This window comes from Acetobacterium sp., from assembly GCF_039830195.1.
GTDB lineage: Bacteria > Bacillota > Clostridia > Eubacteriales > Eubacteriaceae > Acetobacterium.
On record NZ_JBDODG010000006.1, the window covers coordinates 66,638 to 87,632 of the forward strand.

Sequence of the window (20,995 nt, forward strand, 5' to 3'; positions counted from 1 at the left end):
ACTAACTATTTCCCTTTGATTGCTAGGGAATAATCGATATTCTTGCACAATCGCAATCATTCTTTCCAGATTCCAATACTTATTCGCTTAAAGTATTGACAAATACACCGGACGATGTTAGACTTTACTCATTGAGTTAGTTATTACTAACTCTGTTTTAGAAAAATTTCTGTTAGTTATTGCTAACCAATCAGGAGGAAAACCATGCTTCTATCAATGGCGACACCCGGAGAAAAAAAATACATCAAAAAAATCACCGGAAAAGATACCACCCATCAATTTCTGGCAAGCCTCGGTTTTGTCGAAGGAGCTGATGTCACGATCATATCCGAACTTTCTGGCAACATTATTTTAAACATTAAAGATACCCGGGTTGCCATCGATAAGACTATGGCCAACCGCATTATAATTTAAGGAGATCAACATGAAAACACTCAGAGCTGTAAAATGTGGGGAATCCACTAAAGTTGTAAAACTCCATGGCACCGGCCCGATCCGGCGCCGGATCATGGATATGGGCATCACCAAAGGTGTTGATGTCTTTGTCAGAAAGGTCGCACCCCTGGGTGACCCGATCGAAATCACCGTGCTTGGTTACGAACTGAGCATTCGTAAAACTGATGCTGAGCTGATCGAAGTTTTTTAACCGCTTCAAAGAACAAATAATTTAGCAGCCATGGCTGTTAAATTTTTGCCCAAAATGTTAGGAAATGCTATCAAATTAAAGAGGAGAACTTATATGAATTTAAAAATTGCATTAGTTGGAAATCCCAACTGTGGAAAAACAACCATGTTCAATGCGCTCACCGGCAGTTCCCAGTATGTGGGTAACTGGCCGGGGGTCACGGTTGAAAAGAAATCCGGCAAACTCAAAGGACACAGCGATGTTGAAATCATCGATTTGCCTGGTATTTATTCGCTGTCCCCCTATACCCTGGAAGAAGTGGTATCCAGAAACTATTTGCTAAACGAAAAACCCGACGTCATGATTAATATCGTCGATAGTAGTAATATTGAAAGAAATCTGTATCTGACCACGCAATTGCTGGAAACCGGTATCCCCATGATTCTGGCCCTAAATATGACCGACATTGTCAAAAAGCGTGGCGACATCATCAATATCAAAGCTCTTTCCAAGCGGCTGGGTTGCGAAGTGATGGAAACCTCCGCCATTAAAAGCGAAGGATGTGCTGAACTGGCCGAGAAAGCTATTGCTCTTGGCAAAAGCAGGCAGAAGCCAAAACCACTGCTGATTTTTTCAAATGACGTCACTGAAACCCTGAGTCGAATTGAATCAATCATTAAAACCAAAAGCACCACTGAACACCCGGATTTTTATGCCATCAAACTTTTCGAACGTGATGAAAAAGCCATCGAACAGCTCAAACTTTCAGACACGGTGATGGCGGAAATTACGACCCTCACCGTGTCCTGTGAAGAAGCCATGGATGATGACAGTGAAAGCATCATTACTTATGAACGCTATCAGACCATCAGTCGAATCGTTTCAGATACGATCAAAAAGAAAGCCCGTACCGGCATGACCACCTCGGACAAAATCGACCGGGTCGTGACCAATCGCTTTCTGGCCTTACCCATTTTTGCCGGTATTATGTTCTTGATGTATTTTGTCTCTGTTACCACGGTGGGTGCCTGGGTAACTGACTGGACTAATGATGTGCTCTTTGGTGAAATCATTCCCCCGGCAGTGGAAGGGATGCTAATTTCCTGGGGCACGGCAGAATGGCTGAATTCCCTGATTCTTGATGGCATCATTGGCGGTGTTGGAGCAGTCCTCGGTTTTGTACCGCAGATGTTTGTCCTGTTCCTCTTTCTTGCCATTCTTGAGGATTGCGGTTACATGGCCCGGGTTGCCTTTATCATGGACCGAGTCTTCAGAAAATTCGGTTTATCCGGCAAGTCGTTCATTCCCTTGCTGATTGGAACTGGCTGCAGCGTTCCCGGAATTATGGCATCCCGAACCATTGAGAATGAGCGGGACCGTAAGATGACCATTATGACGACCTCCTTTATTCCCTGCTCAGCCAAGCTGCCCGTTATCGCCCTGATTGCCGGCGCCTTATTCCCCGGTTCAGTCTGGGTTGCACCATCGGCCTATTTCATCGGGGTAGCGGCTATTATTGTCTCCGGTATCATTCTAAAGAAAACCCGGGGCTTTTCCGGTGATCCGGCCCCCTTTATTATGGAACTGCCAACTTATCATATCCCCGGTGCCAAAGGGGTTCTGATCCACATGTGGGAACGGGGCAAATCCTTTATCAAAAAAGCCGGTACCGTTATTTTTGTGGCCAGTATCACCATCTGGTTTTTATCGTCCTTTAACTTTGGGCTGGAAATGGTCGACACCAATGATTCGATCCTGGCCTCCCTTGGTATGATCATTGCACCGGTCTTTATTCCCCTCGGTTTTGGTACCTGGGAAGCGACCGTTGCTACCATAACTGGTCTGATTGCCAAGGAAACCGTGGTCAGTACCTTTGGCGTGCTCTTTGGTTTTGCCGAAGTGGCCGAAGATGGTGCTGAACTGTGGCCCCAGCTGCAAATGGCCTTTACCCAGATGGCCGCCTTCTCATTTCTGGTTTTTAATCTGCTCTGTGCCCCCTGCTTTGCCGCAATCGGCGCGATTCACCGGGAAATGGGCAGTGCCAAATGGACACTAATTGCGGTTGGATATCAGACCGCTTTTGCCTATACGATCGCTCTGATCATTTATCAACTGGGGGTCTTCTTTACTGGCGGTGGCTTTGGTATCGGTACCGTTGCTGCGATCATGATGATTGCTGTCCTGCTCTATCTGCTCTTTAGAAAACCGGTCAGTAAAACAAAATCCGGCCAAAAACATTTGACCCCGGTCAAAGAAATTTAACACTTAACTATCAAAAGCCAGACGAAAATGATAATCCTTTTCGTCTGGCTTTTGTATTATTTATTGCAGCCCCAACTCTTGTTTAAGTTTAACCAATTCCTCATCAACCGAAGTATTTCCGGCTTCACCATACTTTTCTTCCAAAGCTTGTGCCGGGTCAATCGGCTCAATATTCAGTTCGGCCATGGCGTTGGCTTCATCCAGCATCCGGTCGGCCTTTTCTTCCATTCGGGTAAAGGCGTCCATAGCATCTTCGGTTTGATTGGCTGAGCTGCTGGCTTCATTGATGATCTCCTGAGTTTTGGCAATGGACACCTTGGACTTGATCATGGTTCGGCGTGCCTGCAGGGTTTGGATATCCGCTGCCAGTTTGTCATGCATCTGTCGCATTTTCATGGCATTTTCATGAGCAGCAGCATACACATCCATCAGTTCAGAATCCAGATTTTCCAGCTCCTGTTTTTTTGCCAGAAAGGTTCGGGCATCCCCTTCATTCCCAGCTACCAGAGCTTTTTTGGCCAGCTCGGCATATTTTTCCACTTCGGCCTTGTTGTTGTCAACCAACCGTTTCGTACGGGTTTCTTCGCCCATGATTTCAGCAGTACTACGCTTCACTTCGGCCAGATCCTCCAACAGATCAATTAAATACTGGTCGATCATGATCGCCGGATCTTCCATTTTGTCCAGCATATCGTTGATGTTGGCCCGGATTATATCACCGAATCGTTCTAAAATTGCCATCTTTTTCCTCCTCTAATATTACTAATTAGTCTTTTTCCTGATCTGACGGATTATCCTGATATTTTTTCGCCAGGTCTTCGATTTCCACATCGTCAAATTTTTCCAACGGGGTATTCAGCAGTTCTTCGGTCCGCTTGGCCTCAAGATTTTTCTGATTTTTGGCATGTCGCCACCAGACGAATAATAGAATTGCTAATATCACCACCGCAAAAACAATGCCAATGGTAGTCATGGCCGCGATCCATGGTGACCTGGTAACGGTCATGATCCGGTCAGCCGCATCCCGGAACGAGTTACTGAAAAACTCCTCATCCGTAAGGCTACTGTCGTAATAATTACGGTCAATATAGTCAAGCAGAATATCAGTCGCTTCCGTATCAATGACCGTTTTGGCCTGAGTCCCGGCCACATAACGATCCATATAAAAATCATTATACTCATAAAATACAAAGAGCAGATGGGCTTCATCAGTAAACAACTGATCATAAAGGGCATTTGCATAACTGTCCAGTTCACTTTCAATTGGTTGATGCGAACCATTCACGTTATCGATGATCACCACATACGGTTGCACCCCGGTTTTCTGATAAAAGTATTTTAGCCCTTCCTCCAATTTTGTCTGATTATTAATCCATCCCAACTCATCGGTATAATATTCGGTTTCATTGACTGAACCGGCCGGCAGCGGCTGCCGAGCCACTGTTGATTTAGTTATTTCAGCAGAGCCCGTAAAAACCGATGCCACAAAGATACCGATAATCAACAAGAAAATCAAAACGATCACCAGAATGATCAGGAATGCCCCGCAGCCGCAGCCCACCGGACCGCCGCTGCCACCATAGTTGCTGCCGCCAGAACTCATTCTGGACCCGCTGCCAAAAAAACCGCCCCCGGAACTACTGTTAAAGCTGCCAAATCCGCCACTGCCGCCGCTTCTGTGGCTGCTGCCAAAGCCGCCGCTGCGACCACCGCTACTGCGGCTGCCGCCAAAGGAACCGCCACTGCTACGGCCACCTGAGCCGCCACTTCTTCCCATGATACTCCCTCCATTTGTTTACGCGTAGTTACAATTGCTATCTACCCTAAACAATGCCATTCATTCATCATTGACCGCTACAAAAAAAGAAGCATAAAAGATCATTTTCTGATAAAATAAACAGGTTACAAAACCAGCTTTACATATTAAGGAGAAAAACACCAATGGCTAAACAAAAAGAAGTGAAAACCAATGCCATGCGCATTTTGGATAAATTAAAAATTGACTATACCCACCAAAGTTATGATTGCAATGAATTTGTGGACGGGTTGCAGACCGCCGATCAGCTGAATCTACCTTATGAACAGGTCTATAAGACCCTGGTGACTGAAGGAAAAAGCAAGAATTATTTTGTCTTTGTGATCCCCATCGACAAGGAACTGGATATGAAAAAAGCCGCCAAAGCGGTTGGCGAAAAGGCGGTAGCGATGATTCATCTGAAAGATCTGACTGCGATCACCGGCTATGTCCGGGGCGGCTGCACCGCCATTGGCATGAAAAAACAGTTTAAAACCGTCATTAACGACACCGCCAAAGAGCTGGACACCATCTATATCAGCGGCGGTAAGATCGGGCTGCAGATTCAATTGCGACCTGATGATTTCTGCACCGCGGCCGCGGCTGTTTATGGGGATATTATCACTGTCTGATCGTTCCACCCCTGTCCATTAGTCTCGCACTGCTGGGTTATTACGAGTAAAGCATATTATGGGATTATCTATCAATATCTCCTGCTTTTATCGAAGCTAAGTAAAGAAGATTCAGCATTTGCAGCCATGGCGGTTCAATCAAATAATCCCGATTATTCGCACAGAATTTGGGTATCATGTTAAAAAAGCGAGGTTTAACGATAATGACACGATTATATATTGTCACCGGAGCCGCTGGTCACCTGGGAAATACCATTGTCAGAGATCTTTGTGACACGGGTGAACGGGTGCGATGTTTTATCATGCCCAATGACACAGCGCCAGCGCTGACTGGGCTGAACGTTGAAATAGTGTATGGTGATATCTGTAAAGCATCCGAACTTGCCCCTCTCTTTAATGAGACGGATAAATTCGAAACGATTGTGCTTCATACCGCCGGAATTGTATCGATTGCCACTAAATTTGATCAAAACATGTACGATGTTAATGTTTTGGGCACCCTAAACCTCATTGAACACTGCCAAAAACATCAGGTCAAACGTCTGATTTATATCAGTTCGGTACATGCCATCCCCGAGCAGCCCGAACGTCAGATTATCCGGGAAACAACAGACTTTGATCCCGAAGCAGTAGTAGGTTTTTATGCCAAAACCAAAGCTGAAGCAACCAGATATGTCTTGGCCAGTGCCACAGCAGGACTGGATTGTGTGGTGATTCATCCTTCTGGGATCGGCGGTCCAAACGATTATGGCCACGGCCATTTTAAGCAACTGGTTATGGATTTTCTGGATGGCCGCCTGACCGCATTCATTAACGGTGGTTACGATTTTGTCGATGTTCGGGATGTATCCAAAGGTATTATTGCGGCAGTCGACAAAGGCAGAACCGGCGAGTGTTATATTTTATCGAACCGCTTTGTTTCTGTCAGTGAACTGCTCCATCTGCTGGCTGAACTCAGCGGTAAAAAAAGACTTAAAACGATCCTACCCCTCTGGTTTGTCCGGCTGACAGTACCACTTGCCGAGTTATGGTATCAGTTTAAAAAACAAAAACCCCTTTATACCCGCTACTCCCTTTATACGCTTGGCAGCAACTCAAATTTTTCGCATCAAAAAGCAGACACCGAATTAGGCTACACCACCCGGAGTCTGCGTGAAACCTTACTGGACACGATTGTCTTTTTACAACAGACCAATAGTCTCAAACGGCCAAAATAAAGCCCCTTTGCAATGAACATAGGCACCCGGGATTCCCCGCCCCGCGTCATATTTTACCAACTGGAGCCATATAAACGACAAACTCCTCATCGCCATCAACATTTAATAACTGGTCGGCACTTTGTTGATTGCGGTCTGCATCAATCAGCCGGTCTTTGAGATGATCTGCTGTTGATTCCAGCACCAATTGATGCTGAGAAGGCAAATAGCGATACATCCCCGGTTCCAGGCCGCCGACATTGAAAACCACCAGATAGGTTTCCAGCGTATGACGATTTCCCGCTGAGGGAACCGTGCGCAGTGCATTTTTCAGACGCCACTCACGAACCCCCTGGGTGGACCAGAGCAAGAAAGGGATCACCGTCATTGACAACTTCCTGAATGATCACGATGGGATCAGAAATGAGACCATATTTCTGATCTTCCGGGTATGTCACCGCAATTGTCGGATTATTACCGGCATAGGCGATCATACTTGCCATTGAATCCCATTTCGTACACAAGAAAAAATGAGCATACTCGCCTTGTTCAACAATTTTCAAAAATGCCCCGCAATTACCTGCAAGTGCCAATGTATCTTTTACACCAGTCTCGTATTCATATTTTTCAAAGCCATCCCGCATTTCAAGGCGTACCATTCCATGCCATGTTCTTGATATCATTTTAAAACTCCTCTTCTTAAGAAGTGCCCTCCTTCATTGCCCGAACGACACGATTCGAATGTCATTATTGTATCATTCTATTATCCTTAATAAAAGATTATAAAATAAAATCATCCCACCTCCAATCGAAAAATCAATTAACGAAAACACACCCAAAAATTTTGTAGAATACTCATAGAATGTGCTTCTGTTATATCGTGCTCTTATTTCTCTCTAAAAATTTCCGCAAAAAAAGACAGCTATCGCTAGCTGTCTTAACTATTTTTTAATGGTCGGAGTGAGAGGATTTGAACCTCCGGCCTCATGGTCCCGAACCATGCGCTCTACCAAGCTGAGCCACACCCCGTAATATGTTGCATTTCCGACTCAAATATTGTACACTATAATAGACAAAAATACAATCTCAAATATAAAATTTTTTCTATGTTAAGGAGGAACCCACCATGCACAAAAGAAATCCACTTTATCGTGTTGGCGCTTTGGTTTTAGTCGCTGTTATTGTTCTAAGTCTTCTCGTTGTTTACAGTTTCTAATCTGAATGAACATTCGTATTATTGCTGTTGGAAAAATAAAGGAAAAATACTTGACCCAGGCAATCCTGGAATACACCAAGCGATTAAGTGCCTATTGCCGTCTGGAAATCATTGAAGTTAAGGATGAAAAAATTCCCGAAAACGCCAGTGAAGCCCAACGACGAAAAGCGGTCGAAATTGAAGGCGGTCGAATTCTTTCCTATTTAAAGGACGAAGAAATTCTGGCCACCCTGGAAATACAGGGCGATCAACTGGACTCACCAACTTTTGCCAAAAAAATCGAAAACTATGGCATTCAGGGAAAAAGCCAGATCACCTTTGTCATCGGCGGATCCATCGGGCTTTCCCCTGAGATTACCAGTCGTTCAAAATGGAAATGTTCCTTTTCTAAAATGACATTTCCCCACCAATTATTTCGGGTTATGCTGCTGGAACAAATTTACCGTTCTTTTAAAATAATCCGGGGCGAAACGTATCATAAATAACAAATACAAATAATAAAATTAGAGAGGTAAAATATGCCGGACTACGTACTAAAAGCCACCGCAGGAAACGGACAGATCCGGGTCTTTGCGGCAACAACACAAGGGCTCGCTGAAACTGCCCGGAGGCTTCATCAAACCAGCCCTGTCGTTACCCAGGCTCTGGGCCGATTACTAACAGCAGGCTCGCTGATGGGTTCGATGATGAAAAATGCCGATGAACTAATCACTTTAAAAATTGCTGGAGATGGACCTTTAAGCGGCTTATTAGTAACAGCAGATGCCAAAGGCAATGTCAAAGGTTATCCATATGTCAATGATCTGCACGATACGATGGAATCACCCCTTCCCGTATCCGAAGCGATTGGCGGTGGCGCCTTGAATATCATGAAAGATATTGGCCTGAAAGAACCCTACGTTGGTTATTCACCACTTATCAGCGGTGAGCTTGCCGAAGATTTAACTTATTACTATGCCCAGTCTGAACAAATTCCTACCTCCGTATCACTGGGAGTTTTATTAAACGATGATGGCACCGTCCGACAGGCCGGCGGGTTTATTATTCAATTAATGCCCGACACCGATGATGAGGTAATTGATGCGCTGGAAGCCGCTCTGGCTGATACCCCATCGTTAACCAAGTTGCTGGATGAGGGAATAACCCTTGAATCAATTATGGAAGATTTATTTAAAAACCTTAACTTAAAGGTTAATAAAACAGAAATCACCCGCTTTAGCTGCGATTGTTCCCGACAACGCATTACCAAAGCGCTGACATCTATCGGTAAGGAAGATCTCATTGACATAATTTCAGATCAGGAAGAAATTGAAATCAATTGTGACTTTTGTAAAGAGAAATATCTCTTTACTCCGGAAGATCTCCAATCTATTCTAGATCATATCGAAGAAAAAGAGGGATAAAATGACTTTAAAATCTCGTTCCAGTGGTGTTCTGATGCATGTTTCCTCCTTACCGGGGGACTACGGTATTGGAACCCTGGGCAAGGAGGCCCAGAGTTTCATCGATCTCCTTCAGTCCATGGGTTGCAGCTATTGGCAGATTCTGCCGATTGGGCCCGTTGACCCCTGTTTTTCACCGTATAAAAGCACCTCGGCTTTTGCCGGAAACCCCCTTTTGATCGACTTGGAGCTTTTGTACCAGTGGGGTTTATTAACTGCGGATGAACTGACTGCCAGCAAGTCGGCTGATCCCCCCTATTCTATTTGTTATCCCAATCTTATCAACAATCGACAATCGATCTTCAAACTAGCCTACTCTCGACTTAATCCCCAATTTAAAAAAGAAATTCAGGACTACAGCACTGCCAATCAAGATTGGCTTCCAGATTTTTCACTATACACAGTTCTTTCTCAGCATTTTTCAGAGGAAGACTGGACCAAGTGGGATAATCAAGATCTGGTTAAACGCAACCCTGTCACTCTTTCCACTGTTAGATCTATCTATTGTGATAAAATTGATTTTCAAAATTTCTTGCAGTATGCCTATGATAAACAATGGACAACCCTTAAAACTTATGCAAATTCGAAAGGCATAAAAATTATTGGCGACATGCCAATCTATGTTTCCCACTCCAGTGCCGATGTGTGGTGTCATCCCGAACTTTTCCAATTAGATACTGAGGGTTGTTGCATTGAAGTGGCCGGCGTGCCACCCGACTATTTTGCTAAAGATGGTCAGCTGTGGGGCAATCCACTTTATCACTGGGATGTCATGAAAGCAGACAATTATGGCTGGTGGATGCGGCGCATCAAACGCGCTTTGGCAAGTTTTGACATGATTCGGATTGACCATTTCCGGGCCTTCTCGGCATTCTGTTCGATTCCGGCAGGTGCGGAAACGGCCAGGAATGGCCGCTGGATTCCCGGCCCGGCGATGGATTTCTTTGGACAACTGAAAAAGACCTTTCCCGAACCAAACATCATTGCCGAAGATCTGGGCCTGCGGGATGAAGATCTGGTCAAACTGTTAAAAGACACCGGTTTCCCAGGCATGCGGATCATGGAATTCGCTTTTATCGATGATATGAACAATATTCATTTGCCCCATAATTATTCCGCCAATACGGTGGCCTACTCAGGCACCCATGACAATAACACGCTTCTGGGAACTTTTTATGACTACACCCCGGAACAGCGCCGTTATGCCTTTGACTACTGCGGTTACACGGATGCCTGGGAAAACCAATGGCAGGTCGGTGGACATCAAAGCCATTCCTGTCGGGCCTTTATCCGCACCCTTTTTCAGAGTGCCGCCAATTTAGTGATCCTGCCGATTCAGGATGTCTGTGGTTATGGCAAAGACACCCGCATGAATGAACCAGGAACTACAGCAAATAACTGGGTTTTTCGTATGACCCAGGAGGGTTTATCACAAATTGATGTTGATTGGTATTATCACATCAATCAACTCTACCAAAGAAAAGAGCAGTCTGTCATCTGATTACGGACTATCAGGCTCCGCACTTTTTATTTTAATTTATTACTTTAGCGTACTAACGCATTCTTTTCAGGGTTTGTTAATCAGCGTGATTAAAACAAGTGTCCGTATCATTCAAACATTTCTTAATATAAACTTGCAATAAAAGCTTAACCTTTGGTATAATAAGCCCAGGTAAAAATTAGGAAAAAAAGAAAAAGGAGGACTTTACCTTGAAAAAAACTCTATCATTATTGTTGTCTTTGGCGATGGTTGTTACCATGGTCGCCGGCTGTTCCAGTGGATCGACTACATCTTCTACTGACAGCGACGTCATTAAAATTGGCGTGTTCGAACCATTAACCGGTGCCAATGCGGCCGGTGGTGAACTTGAAGTTGAAGGGGTTGAATTGGCTAACCAATTACGTCCCGAAGTATTAGGCAAAAAAGTTGAGCTGGTTATTGCTGATAACAAATCAGACAAAGCTGAAGCAACAACTGCTGCCGCTCGTTTAATTGAAAAAGATAAGGTTGTTGCAATCTTAGGTTCATGGGGATCTTCACTATCCATCGCTGCTGGCGATGTAGTTAAAACCAACCAGATTCCTGCTGTGGCTCTTTCTGCCACCAACCCACAGGTAACTGCCGGAAATGATTACTACTTCCGTGTTTGTTTCCTTGATCCTTTCCAGGGTACGGTAATGGCTAACTATGCATCTAAAAAACTGAATGCTAAAAAAGTTGCCATCATCCAGGAAGTTTCAAACGACTATTCAGTTGGTTTGGCTAAATTCTTCACCGACTCATTTATTAAGTTATCTGGAGATCCAAATGCCATCGTTGCAACTGGTAACTACAATACCGGTGACCAGGATTTCAATGGTATCTTAACAAATATCAAAGCTGCTAACCCAGATGTAATTTTTGCCCCCGGTAACTTTACTGAGTCAGCATTAATCATCAAACAAGCCCGTGCGCTTGGCATCACTGCTCCATTTATTGGTGGCGATACCTGGGAAACCAATGAGTTTATCACCGTTGGTGGTGCTGATGTCGAAGGTGCTGTTATGTCAACATTCTTTGATGATACCAACCCACTGACTGAAGCAGGGAAAACATTTGTTGCTGAATACAAAAAAGCCTACCCAGACCGTGAAAACATTGCAGCTGTAACCGCTCTTGGTTATGATGGCTACATGATGACTCTGGATGCCATCGAACGTGCCGGATCTGCAGATCCAGTTGCTATTCGTGACGCATTAGCAGCTACCAAAGATTTTGAAGGTGCTACCGGGATGATCACCATTGATGCCAACGGCGATGCTACGAAGAACGAAGCAATCATTAAAACAGTCAAAGATGGTAAGTTCACCTACCTTGATTCTGTAACGGTTGACTAATCTACTTCCAAATTTTTTACAAAAAGAGAACATGGTTACCATGATTCGCTTTTATACGCAAGGGTGCGTTAAAGTGATACTTCAATGTATTTAATTTGCGTACCCGTCTTGAACAAACATTGAGGGTATTTGTTATCAGATACCCTCAATTTAAATTAAATGATATAACGAGGTTTTAATTATGGTCGTTGGAATGACAATGGAAACATTCTTACAGCAACTTATCAATGGTTTATCAGTAGGGAGTTTATATGCCTTGATTGCCATAGGCTATACCATGGTTTATGGTATCCTGAGACTGATCAACTTTGCCCATGGCGATATCTTTATGATGGCTGCCTATTTTACATATTTTGGGATTGCCGTATTTTTTCTTCCCTGGTATGTCACATTTATTATCACGATTGGTTTAACCATGCTACTGGGTGTCACCATCGAGCGGGTCGCCTATCGTCCCCTGCGGGAAGCGCCCAAAACATCACTTCTGATTTCAGCAATCGGTGTTTCATTTTTGCTGGAAAATGTTGCCACTTACTTATTTTCAGGAAAACCACAGGCGTTCCCTGAATTCCCACTGATGACAACGCCTTTCTTTATCGGTGGATTGTCTTTTCAGCCGGTTTCTATTGTTATTCCAATTGTTGCGTTTATCCTGATGTCCGCACTACTTTTTATTATTAATAAAACTAAAATTGGAATGGCAATGCGGGCTGTTGCGGTTGATTATGATACTGCCAAACTCATGGGAATTAAGATCAATGGGGTTATTTCTTCAACCTTCGCCATCGGCTCGGCCCTTGCCGCGGTCGGTGCTATTTTATGGTGCATGAAATACCCATCGGTGTTACCCCTCATGGGCGTTGTTCCCGGATTAAAATGCTTTATAGCCGCTGTTATCGGCGGTATTGGCAACGTCAAGGGTGCCGTTCTCGGTGGCTTGATCTTGGGATTTTCCGAAGTGTTGATGGTCGCTTTCTTTCCGGCGCTAACCGGATATCGGGACGCCATCGCATTTGTCATCTTGATTATTATTCTGCTGTTTCTTCCCAATGGACTCCTTGGTAAGAAACAAGTCGAAAAGGTTTAGAGGAGGTACCAAAAATGAAAGAAACTCAAAACAGCATCGGTGCCTACTTAAAACTCCACTGGAAAACAGCCGTATTCTTAGTTGTACTCCTCGTTGGGATCGGTTTAGCCGACATTTTTGTCGATTCATATATGCGCCGGCTTTTGAATTTATGCGCTATTTATGTCATCGTCAGTTTGGCAATGAATCTGGTTAACGGATTTACCGGACAGTTTTCTTTGGGACAGGCCGGTTTTATGGCCATTGGCGCCTATACCGTGGCGGTCTTTACCGTTCCCATCGAATCGCGTGCCGCGATTTTCTACCTGGAACCAATGGCGCCATTTTTAGCCAACATTCAATTGCCCTTTATTGTGGCATTAATTCTCGGCGGACTGGCTTCGGTAGTCGTGGCCTTTTTTATCGGATCGCCTTGTTTACGCCTCCGAGGTGATTATTTGGCCATTGCCACCCTTGGTTTTTCCGAAATTATCCGCATTGTCTTCACCAATACCCAGTCGATCACCAATGGTGCCCTGGGGATTAAAAGTATTCCCACCATCAGCAGTCTCTGGTGGACCTACGGGACTGCCCTACTGATCATCATCGCAACCGTCCTGCTGATTAACTCAACCTATGGACGAGCCTTTAAATCCATCCGTGAAGACGAAATAGCAGCTGAAGCGATGGGGGTTGGGCTCTTTAAAACAAAAATGACTTCATTCCTGATCGGTGCCTTTTTTACCGGCATCGGCGGCGGTTTGTTTGCCGCTTTATTGGGAACTGTTGACCCTAAACAATTCTATTTTACCCTGACCTATAACTTTTTGCTGATCATTGTACTTGGCGGTATGGGCAGTATTTCCGGAACCGTCATTGCCAGCTTTGTAGTCACATTGGGTCAGGAAGCCCTGCGTTTTCTTGATGAACCAATGGCCTTCGGCCTGGATCTGCCGATCTTCAGACCTGGCCTGAGAATGGTTGTCTTCTCCTTCCTGCTGATGGTTATTGTCCTCTTCTATCGAAAGGGCTTAATGGGTACCAATGAGCTCACCTGGGATTTCATTGCACAGAAATACCGCTCCATCAAGAAAAAGCTGAGCGGAAAAAAGACATCAACTGAAGGAGGTGGCAATTAATGAGTCTTCTGAGAACAGAGAATGTCATCATGCAGTTTGGCGGTGTTGTTGCCGTCAACGACTTAAATATCGATATTAAAAAAGGTGAGCTGGCCGCTCTGATCGGACCCAATGGTGCCGGTAAAACCACCGCCTTTAATGTTATCACCGGGGTGTATACACCCACCGGTGGAAAGGTGCTTTTTAGCCCGACCGATAAAAATGGTGCTACTACCGAGATTGATATTACCGGCAAGAAGCCGGACAAAATAACCGGTATGGGCATTGCCCGAACCTTTCAGAACATTCGACTGTTTAAGGAACTTACAGTTCTTGAAAATGTTCTGGTTGCGACTCACCAGAATGCCGATTATAGTTTTCTATCAGCCATGCTGAGAGCACCAAAAGCCCGAAAAGGCGAACGTCAGGCTAAAATGGATTGCGAATTCTTATTGGAGCGGCTGGGCCTTATCGATCTTAAAAATGAAAAAGCCTCGTCCCTGCCCTATGGCCAGCAACGCCATCTGGAAATCGCCCGGGCCCTGGCAACCAAGCCGCAGTTGCTGCTGCTTGATGAACCAGCGGCGGGGATGAATCCTCAGGAAACGGATGAATTAACAGATCTGATTTTTAAACTGAAAACTGATTTTGATCTGACCATTTTTATGATTGAACATCATATGGATCTGGTTATGGAAATTTCTGATCATATCTATGTATTGGATTTTGGATGTACCATCGCAAAAGGAACCCCGGATGAGGTTCAGAATAATCCAAAGGTTATTGAAGCATATTTGGGGGTAGACGCCGATGTTGAAGATTAGTAATTTACAGGTCGCCTATGGCGGTATTGAAGCCGTTAAGGGTATCGATCTGGAAGTGCCGGAAGGCAAAATTGTAACCCTGATCGGAGCAAACGGTGCCGGAAAAAGCACCACCCTCCGGGCTATCGTCAATCTGGTTAAATCAAAAGCTGGAAGCATTACCTATCACGGTGACGAGCTGCTGGGTCTGGACACCACAAAGGTTGTCGATAAGGGCATCACCCTGGTTCCGGAAGGACGACACGTATTTCCGGATCTGACTGTGCTGGAAAATCTGAAAATTGGCGCTTATATGCGCAAGGATAATCTGGATGAAGACATTCAAAAGATTTACGGACTCTTCCCTCGTCTGGAAGAACGTTCCTGGCAACAAGCGGGAACTTTATCCGGTGGCGAGCAGCAAATGCTGGCGGTAGGTCGGGCGATGATGAGCCGACCAAAACTGCTGATGATGGATGAACCATCGTTGGGTCTGGCACCGCTGGTTGTTCAGGGTATTTTTGATATCATCGAAACCCTGAATAAAGAAGGAATGACCATTCTTCTGATTGAGCAAAATGCTAATATGGCTCTGCGGGTTGCCGATTATGCCTATGTGCTGGAAACTGGAAAGATAACCAAAGAAGGCACTGGCCGGGAATTACTGGCTGATGATAGTATTAAAGAAGCATATCTGGGCAAAAGCCACAGAAACAAATAAAAAAAACTCCAATTATTCAAAAACTGAATAATTGGAGTTTTTTTATCGTCGTGATATAATGACCTTATTATTAATGGTCAGGGTTTTGTTAAAGACCCGTTTGAATTTTTTGCCACATTCGTTGATGATCATGTTATCAAATACCGAATGTCCGGTAGTGAGGACATTAAGCTGGACTTCTTTTTCCATAATCACGCAATTCACATCTTTTACGACACCATCCATGCTGCGGTCCAGATACTCAGATATTTGCAGGAACAGACTCAGTTGATCAATGAGATGCCGCTCTTCATTCTGAAGCAGGCCCATGTACTCTTCGGAAATATGAATCTTCTTATTGGTCCGATGGTTCAGAGCAATAAAGGCGCTCATTAACAGTTCTTTTTGCTCGATGCCCAAAAGTCCGGAGTTTAAAATAATATAAAAACTATGTTCATGATGATTTCCAAACTGGAGTTTAATGCCTACATCATGAAGCATGGCCGCGGCACGAATCATCTTCCGGACATCCTCTTTAATGCCATGAAGTGGTTTCAGCTGCTCAAACAGGTTTTCGGTCAGTTTGAGCACATGGTAGGCATGGGGAATGTTCACATTAAAGTTAAGCATGATATTCACCAGCGACAGCTCAAAAATGTCATAGACCAGATTGTCCTCATTATAACCAAAGTAATCGTAAATAATACCATCCCGCAAACCGGCATTGCTGATAATCAGTTCCGGTGAATCGATGTGCTTCATCACCCGCTCCAGAGTGTGGCTGGACCCGACAAAAATATCAATACGTCCTTTTGATAAGCCTTTGAGATTTGAGCGTTCCGCTAAATTCATACTGGCCGCCATTTCACAGATCCGCTTAACATCGTTTGATCCCATCCGATAATTATGGGCAATCTCCATCGGATAATCATTGAAACTGCGGTGGATCCGCCCGACGTTTCGAATGGTTCCGCCCACACCGATCACCGGCAAACCTTCAGCCTTTTTCAGCATCGGGATGTTATTAAATGCCTCTTTCAAAAATTCATCCAGGGCCTTCAGTTTTTTTTCCGAAACCTCGTCAGTTAAATCAAATTTTTCAGCTAAATCGATGGATCCGAAAGGTAGACTGACTGTCTCAACCTTTTTGCGGTCTTTGATAAGAACAAATTCGGTACTACCGCCCCCGATATCCATCAGCAATGCATCCCTGACATCCAGGGTATTGATAGCCCCCAGATAGTCCATTGAGGCTTCCACCTCTCCAGGGATAACAGTGACATCCAAGCCCACTTCAGCTTTGATTCGGGCAACGTATTCTGGTCCGTTTGAAGCTTTTCTAACCGCTGCGGTAGCTACAGCAATGACCTTTTCGATCCCATAAGCTTCACACATACTGACAAACATCGCCATTGTTTCAATCCCGAAGTCCATCCGATCCTGTTGCAGTTTTCCGGTTTCTGCCAGTCCGTCGTTTAAGCGGACATTTACCTTCACGTCATCAATAATCTGAAAATATTCATTGTTGTAATATTCGCCAATAACCAGATGCACACTATTTGAGCCAATGTCGATGACCCCGATATTTCGTCTTTCCACTTCTATTCTCCCTCGATATTTTGTTTTAAAACTGTTTTGTTTTTAGCTTGTTCAAATTCTGCTTCCGCTTCTTTACAGAAATAGTCCTGGCAGGATAGCAATTCTTTGCCGCGCTTGTCAATGCGGATATATTCTCCGGTCTCGGTCATTAAGCGGGTTTTAATAGTATCTTTCAAGGTAATATCCAATATATGTTTTAATTTCTTCTTTATGCTCTCTTCCTCAACTGGGAACAAGGTTTCAATTCGCCGGTTGAGGTTTCGTTCCATCCAGTCCGCACTGGAAAGAAAGATATCTTCCTTGCCCTGATTGTAAAAATAGTAGATCCGGCTGTGTTCCAGAAAGGTTCCGACAATACTGTGTACGGTGATGTGTTCGCTGATACCGGGTAAATTAGGTTTCAGGGAACACATTCCCCTGACAATCAGTTTAATTTCAACCCCAGCCTGGGATGCTTCATAAAGTTTATTGATGATACCTTCATCCACCAATGAGTTCATTTTTGCAATAATTCTTCCTTTTTCTCCCATCTTCACATTCTCGATTTCTCGGTCGATGGCAATGTAAAAGGCGTTTCTAAGGGTTTTAGGCGCGACTTCAATCTTTTTCCACAAGGTGTAATGACTATAACCCGACAGCAGATTAAACAGAGTGGAAATATCGGAACCATAGTTTTCTTTGGCAGTAAACATCCCCAAATCAGTATAAAGACCAGCCGTCACGTCATTGTAGTTACCAGTTCCCAGATGAACATAGCGCCTGATCCCGTCGGACTCTTTTCGTACCACCAGAATCATTTTACAGTGAATCTTCAGACCCACCAGTCCATAGATCACGTGACATCCGGCCTGTTCCAACTTCTTTGCCCAGACAATATTGTTTGCTTCATCAAAACGCGCCTTCAGTTCCACCAATACCGTAACCTGTTTGCCATTCTGAGCGGCCTGAATCAGTGCTTCAATAATGGGTGAATCGCCACTGACCCGGTATAGCGTTTGCTTAATAGCTAAGACCTCCGGATCGGTTGATGCCGCTCTGACAAAATCCACCACGGTTTGAAAGGACTGGTAGGGATGGTGGAGCAGACGGTCTTTTTCGCGGATGACTTCAAATATATCTTCAACCTCATAAAATTCATTGGAGACGAGGGGTGTATAACGAGGCTCCCGAAGCTCATTAAATTCACTGCGATTCTGAAACTTCATAAAACAGGTTAAATCGAGATTACCCTTGAGCTCATAAAGCTCACTCTCAACAATTTCCAATTCGTTCATGAGCCATTTTTTCATTTTTTTACTCATATCTCTGGTGACCTCCAGTTTGATACTGGCACCCCATTTACGCTGCTGAATGGATTTCTCAATTTCAATCAACAGATCCTCTGCTTCATCTTCATCAATGGCCAGGTCACCATTACGAGTAATGCGAAATTCATTGACCTGCTTGACATCGTAGCCGGTAAAGAGCTCGTTGACAAAGGGACTGATCAAATCCTCGATAAAAATATAATTTAGCATATCGGTGTCTTTAGCTTTTGGCAACGCAATGATCCGATCCAAAACCTTGGGAATCTCAAGGATGGCCATAAAATCTTTTTCATCCTTTACCTTGGCTTCGGTATCATGCAGCATGATACACAAATAAACCTGATTGTTTTTCACTAACGGAAAAGGCCGGCTGTTATCAATGGCTTGCGGTGTCAACACGGGGTAACACTCATGTCTGAAATAGTGAAGCGCAAAGTCCTTACCTTCTTCATCGAGCTCATCATAACGCAAAAAAAAGATCTTGTTCTGATTTAGCTCAGGGATGATTGATTTTGACAAACAGGTATATTGTCGGGCCATCATTTCCTGGGTCATACTGTTTAAGGTTGCCAATTGTTCGATCGGAGTTAATCCATCCACAGATTTTTTGGTATAACCAACATTTATCTGATCCATAATCCCGGCAACCCGAACCATAAAAAACTCATCCAGGTTAGATGCCGTAATTGCCAAAAACTTCAGTCGATCCATAACCCGGTTGCATTTATCGTAGGCCTCATCCAGAACCCGATAATTAAAATCCAACCAACTGATCTCGCGGTTTAAAAATAACTTGCTTTTCATGATTCAACCCTCTTAATCTTTAGTATCGGTTTAATGCCATATACATTTTCCATGGTAGTCCGGCTTGCCTTAAAAAAATACTCTTCCAATTGAAAATTTTTCCCGGTTGTTAAATCTATGATCAACTTCTCGTCGCTGACATGGCAATGAAGATTTTGAATTTTTTGTTGATAGCTTTTGTCAAGAGCGATGGCCAGTTTCAGGATCGCTGCCAGTTTAGCAACCAGCAGATGCTCTTTTTCATCACTTGAGTGAATCTTTTCTTCTACTTTGATGAAGTTTGTTTTAACCGCCTCTGCGACCTTGCCCATTACGGCTTTTTCTTCCTGCGTAACGCCGATGATATCGGTCGTTTCGATAATATAGCGACTCTGCACCCAAAAATTTTTATGATCGATAAAGCTACCCACTTCCATCAGATAACAGAGCATCGACAAAAGCTGTCGCTCTCTTTTGCTCAGTTGATGGTATTTTTTTAAGGAATCGAAAATTTTCAGACTAATCTTTTCTACAAATTCCGAGTGCTTATGACTGGTATGATATTTTTTCCCGATCGTTTTGGCAGAAAGATAACTGCCGTCTTCGATCCATTCGATGAGCTGCTGTTTTTTGGTGATCTGAAATTCAAAATCCAGAAAAGCATCGCCGATGATCATCGGGATCAAAATAAAGGTCTCAACTCCGGTTTCTGCCAACAGTTTCAAATAGAGCATCAAGGTATGATTCAGGGTTTCTGCTTCACTTTGATCCAAACGCGGGTACTTTTTTAATAATTGATTAACGGTCAGATTGCCAGCCACCTTACACAATTTACCAAAGTCTTCCGCATTGACCACATAATAATCCTGCCGCTCAGTATAGCCGCATAACTGAGCGATCACATCCACTTCGTGGGAGGATACAAAGAGCCTTTTGATGCGACGTTTTCTGATATTTTCGACGATGTCCTGGGTATTGATCGAAATGAACTCCATCAATAGCGTTTCAAATCGTTCCGAATTTTCTTCGATTGATTTGAGGATTTCCTTCATTTTAAGATAACCCAGCTCGGCAGTCTGATGATAGTCAATAATTCCATTTTTTAGTAGCGCCACTGACACGTTTCCGCTGGAAATAGAAGCCAACATCTGATCTTCTTTGGTTTCATTGATAATATTGAATTCCGGATCGCATTTTAACACCATATGGCGGTAAATAAGATGGGTTTCTTCTTCCTTATCCAGAATTTCAACCTCATAGCCACCGGTATTGATTTTTATCTGTTCAAGAATATAAAGCCGATTTCTCGCTTCTCGGAGGGCCGTTGTTCCAAATATTTTAATTGATTCAACACCGTATGTTTTAGACATTTCGATATATTCGTTAATTGTCTGACACAATGCATAAACCGATTTAAAAGAGATTTCTCCTTTAGTGAAGCTCTGGCTCCCAAAATTGATGGGAAACATGGCTCGATCCAATATTTTAATGCATCCTTTTCCTCTTTGCCCCACAATCAGTTCGCATCGGATTGAGCCAATATAAATAACTGAAAACCGCTTGATCATAAACGT

General features: G+C 43.9%; 20 protein-coding genes and 1 tRNA gene. 13 read left to right on the plus strand and 8 right to left on the minus strand.

Going from position 1 to position 20,995, the window contains the following annotated elements; translation table 11 throughout:
• Positions 1 to 204: 204 nt before the first annotated feature.
• The 3 genes from ABGU93_RS01485 to feoB all read left to right on the plus strand — a co-directional run bounded on the left by ABGU93_RS01485 (position 205) and on the right by feoB (position 2,887).
• Positions 205 to 414 (plus strand): FeoA family protein, encoded by a 210-nt coding sequence (locus ABGU93_RS01485; protein WP_347411738.1) that lies wholly within the window; start codon positions 205 to 207, stop codon positions 412 to 414.
• Positions 415 to 424: 10 nt separating this feature from the next.
• A complete protein-coding gene (locus ABGU93_RS01490; RefSeq protein ID WP_286948125.1) occupies positions 425 to 646 on the plus strand; it encodes a FeoA domain-containing protein in 222 nt (73 codons plus the stop codon).
• Positions 647 to 739: 93 nt separating this feature from the next.
• Positions 740 to 2,887 (plus strand): ferrous iron transport protein B, encoded by a 2,148-nt coding sequence (feoB, locus tag ABGU93_RS01495; RefSeq protein ID WP_347411739.1) that lies wholly within the window; start codon positions 740 to 742, stop codon positions 2,885 to 2,887.
• Between the two features lie 60 nt (positions 2,888 to 2,947).
• Here feoB and ABGU93_RS01500 read toward each other — a convergent pair whose 3' ends face one another.
• Positions 2,948 to 3,628, minus strand: a complete 681-nt coding sequence (locus ABGU93_RS01500) for a PspA/IM30 family protein (protein ID WP_347411740.1) — start codon at positions 3,626 to 3,628, stop codon at positions 2,948 to 2,950.
• 25 nt (positions 3,629 to 3,653) lie between these two features.
• Positions 3,654 to 4,664, minus strand: coding sequence for a hypothetical protein (locus tag ABGU93_RS01505; RefSeq protein ID WP_347411741.1), 1,011 nt, complete (start codon positions 4,662 to 4,664; stop codon positions 3,654 to 3,656).
• A 164-nt stretch (positions 4,665 to 4,828) separates the two neighbouring features.
• On the opposite strand from ABGU93_RS01505, the gene ybaK reads away from it, so the two are divergent.
• Both ybaK and ABGU93_RS01515 read left to right on the plus strand, forming a co-directional pair.
• The gene (gene ybaK / locus ABGU93_RS01510) at positions 4,829 to 5,314 is read left to right on the plus strand and encodes a Cys-tRNA(Pro) deacylase (RefSeq protein ID WP_347411742.1); all 486 of its coding nucleotides are present in this window, start codon (positions 4,829 to 4,831) and stop codon (positions 5,312 to 5,314) included.
• A gap of 203 nt (positions 5,315 to 5,517) precedes the next feature.
• On the plus strand, positions 5,518 to 6,531 hold the full coding sequence (locus ABGU93_RS01515) for an NAD-dependent epimerase/dehydratase family protein (RefSeq protein ID WP_347411743.1): 1,014 nt from the start codon (positions 5,518 to 5,520) through the stop codon (positions 6,529 to 6,531).
• A gap of 46 nt (positions 6,532 to 6,577) precedes the next feature.
• Here ABGU93_RS01515 and ABGU93_RS01520 read toward each other — a convergent pair whose 3' ends face one another.
• The 3 genes from ABGU93_RS01520 to ABGU93_RS01530 all read right to left on the minus strand — a co-directional run bounded on the left by ABGU93_RS01520 (position 6,578) and on the right by ABGU93_RS01530 (position 7,539).
• A complete protein-coding gene (locus tag ABGU93_RS01520) occupies positions 6,578 to 6,898 on the minus strand; it encodes a hypothetical protein (RefSeq protein ID WP_347411744.1) in 321 nt (106 codons plus the stop codon).
• Positions 6,852 to 7,193 carry a hypothetical protein gene (locus ABGU93_RS01525; RefSeq protein WP_347411745.1) on the minus strand — a complete coding sequence of 114 codons (342 nt, stop codon included), beginning with the start codon at positions 7,191 to 7,193 and terminating at the stop codon, positions 6,852 to 6,854. The genes ABGU93_RS01520 and ABGU93_RS01525 overlap by 47 nt, the downstream gene beginning before the upstream one ends.
• Before the next feature lie 269 nt (positions 7,194 to 7,462).
• Positions 7,463 to 7,539 (minus strand) — tRNA-Pro (locus ABGU93_RS01530).
• Between the two features lie 192 nt (positions 7,540 to 7,731).
• On the opposite strand from ABGU93_RS01530, the gene rlmH reads away from it, so the two are divergent.
• From rlmH to ABGU93_RS01570, 8 genes are all read left to right on the plus strand, one after another.
• Entirely contained in the window at positions 7,732 to 8,211 is a 480-nt protein-coding gene (rlmH, locus tag ABGU93_RS01535) for a 23S rRNA (pseudouridine(1915)-N(3))-methyltransferase RlmH (protein ID WP_347411746.1), read from the plus strand.
• A 33-nt stretch (positions 8,212 to 8,244) separates the two neighbouring features.
• Positions 8,245 to 9,129 carry an Hsp33 family molecular chaperone HslO gene (hslO, locus tag ABGU93_RS01540; protein ID WP_347411747.1) on the plus strand — a complete coding sequence of 295 codons (885 nt, stop codon included), beginning with the start codon at positions 8,245 to 8,247 and terminating at the stop codon, positions 9,127 to 9,129.
• 1 nt (position 9,130) lies between these two features.
• Entirely contained in the window at positions 9,131 to 10,669 is a 1,539-nt protein-coding gene (gene malQ / locus ABGU93_RS01545) for a 4-alpha-glucanotransferase (RefSeq protein WP_347411748.1), read from the plus strand.
• A gap of 209 nt (positions 10,670 to 10,878) precedes the next feature.
• On the plus strand, positions 10,879 to 12,045 hold the full coding sequence (locus ABGU93_RS01550) for an ABC transporter substrate-binding protein (protein ID WP_347411749.1): 1,167 nt from the start codon (positions 10,879 to 10,881) through the stop codon (positions 12,043 to 12,045).
• A 193-nt stretch (positions 12,046 to 12,238) separates the two neighbouring features.
• Positions 12,239 to 13,132, plus strand: a complete 894-nt coding sequence (locus ABGU93_RS01555; RefSeq protein ID WP_347411913.1) for a branched-chain amino acid ABC transporter permease — start codon at positions 12,239 to 12,241, stop codon at positions 13,130 to 13,132.
• 14 nt (positions 13,133 to 13,146) lie between these two features.
• Entirely contained in the window at positions 13,147 to 14,250 is a 1,104-nt protein-coding gene (locus ABGU93_RS01560; RefSeq protein ID WP_347411750.1) for a branched-chain amino acid ABC transporter permease, read from the plus strand.
• Positions 14,250 to 15,053 carry an ABC transporter ATP-binding protein gene (locus tag ABGU93_RS01565; protein ID WP_347411751.1) on the plus strand — a complete coding sequence of 268 codons (804 nt, stop codon included), beginning with the start codon at positions 14,250 to 14,252 and terminating at the stop codon, positions 15,051 to 15,053. Before ABGU93_RS01560 ends, ABGU93_RS01565 begins: the two co-directional genes overlap by 1 nt.
• Complete coding sequence (locus ABGU93_RS01570) at positions 15,040 to 15,753, plus strand: ABC transporter ATP-binding protein (protein ID WP_026393786.1); 714 nt, start codon at positions 15,040 to 15,042, stop codon at positions 15,751 to 15,753. The genes ABGU93_RS01565 and ABGU93_RS01570 overlap by 14 nt, the downstream gene beginning before the upstream one ends.
• A 42-nt stretch (positions 15,754 to 15,795) precedes the next feature.
• Here ABGU93_RS01570 and ABGU93_RS01575 read toward each other — a convergent pair whose 3' ends face one another.
• Genes ABGU93_RS01575 through ABGU93_RS01585 form a run of 3 tightly spaced genes read right to left on the minus strand, consistent with a single transcriptional unit; the run spans position 15,796 to position 20,989 of the window.
• Positions 15,796 to 17,331 carry a Ppx/GppA phosphatase family protein gene (locus ABGU93_RS01575; protein ID WP_347411752.1) on the minus strand — a complete coding sequence of 512 codons (1,536 nt, stop codon included), beginning with the start codon at positions 17,329 to 17,331 and terminating at the stop codon, positions 15,796 to 15,798.
• Between the two features lie 2 nt (positions 17,332 to 17,333).
• Positions 17,334 to 19,442: an RNA degradosome polyphosphate kinase gene (locus ABGU93_RS01580; protein ID WP_347411753.1), complete on the minus strand. Its 2,109-nt coding sequence runs from the start codon at positions 19,440 to 19,442 to the stop codon at positions 17,334 to 17,336.
• Positions 19,439 to 20,989 (minus strand): exopolyphosphatase, encoded by a 1,551-nt coding sequence (locus tag ABGU93_RS01585; protein WP_347411754.1) that lies wholly within the window; start codon positions 20,987 to 20,989, stop codon positions 19,439 to 19,441. The genes ABGU93_RS01580 and ABGU93_RS01585 overlap by 4 nt, the downstream gene beginning before the upstream one ends.
• Between the last annotated feature and the right edge of the window lie 6 nt (positions 20,990 to 20,995).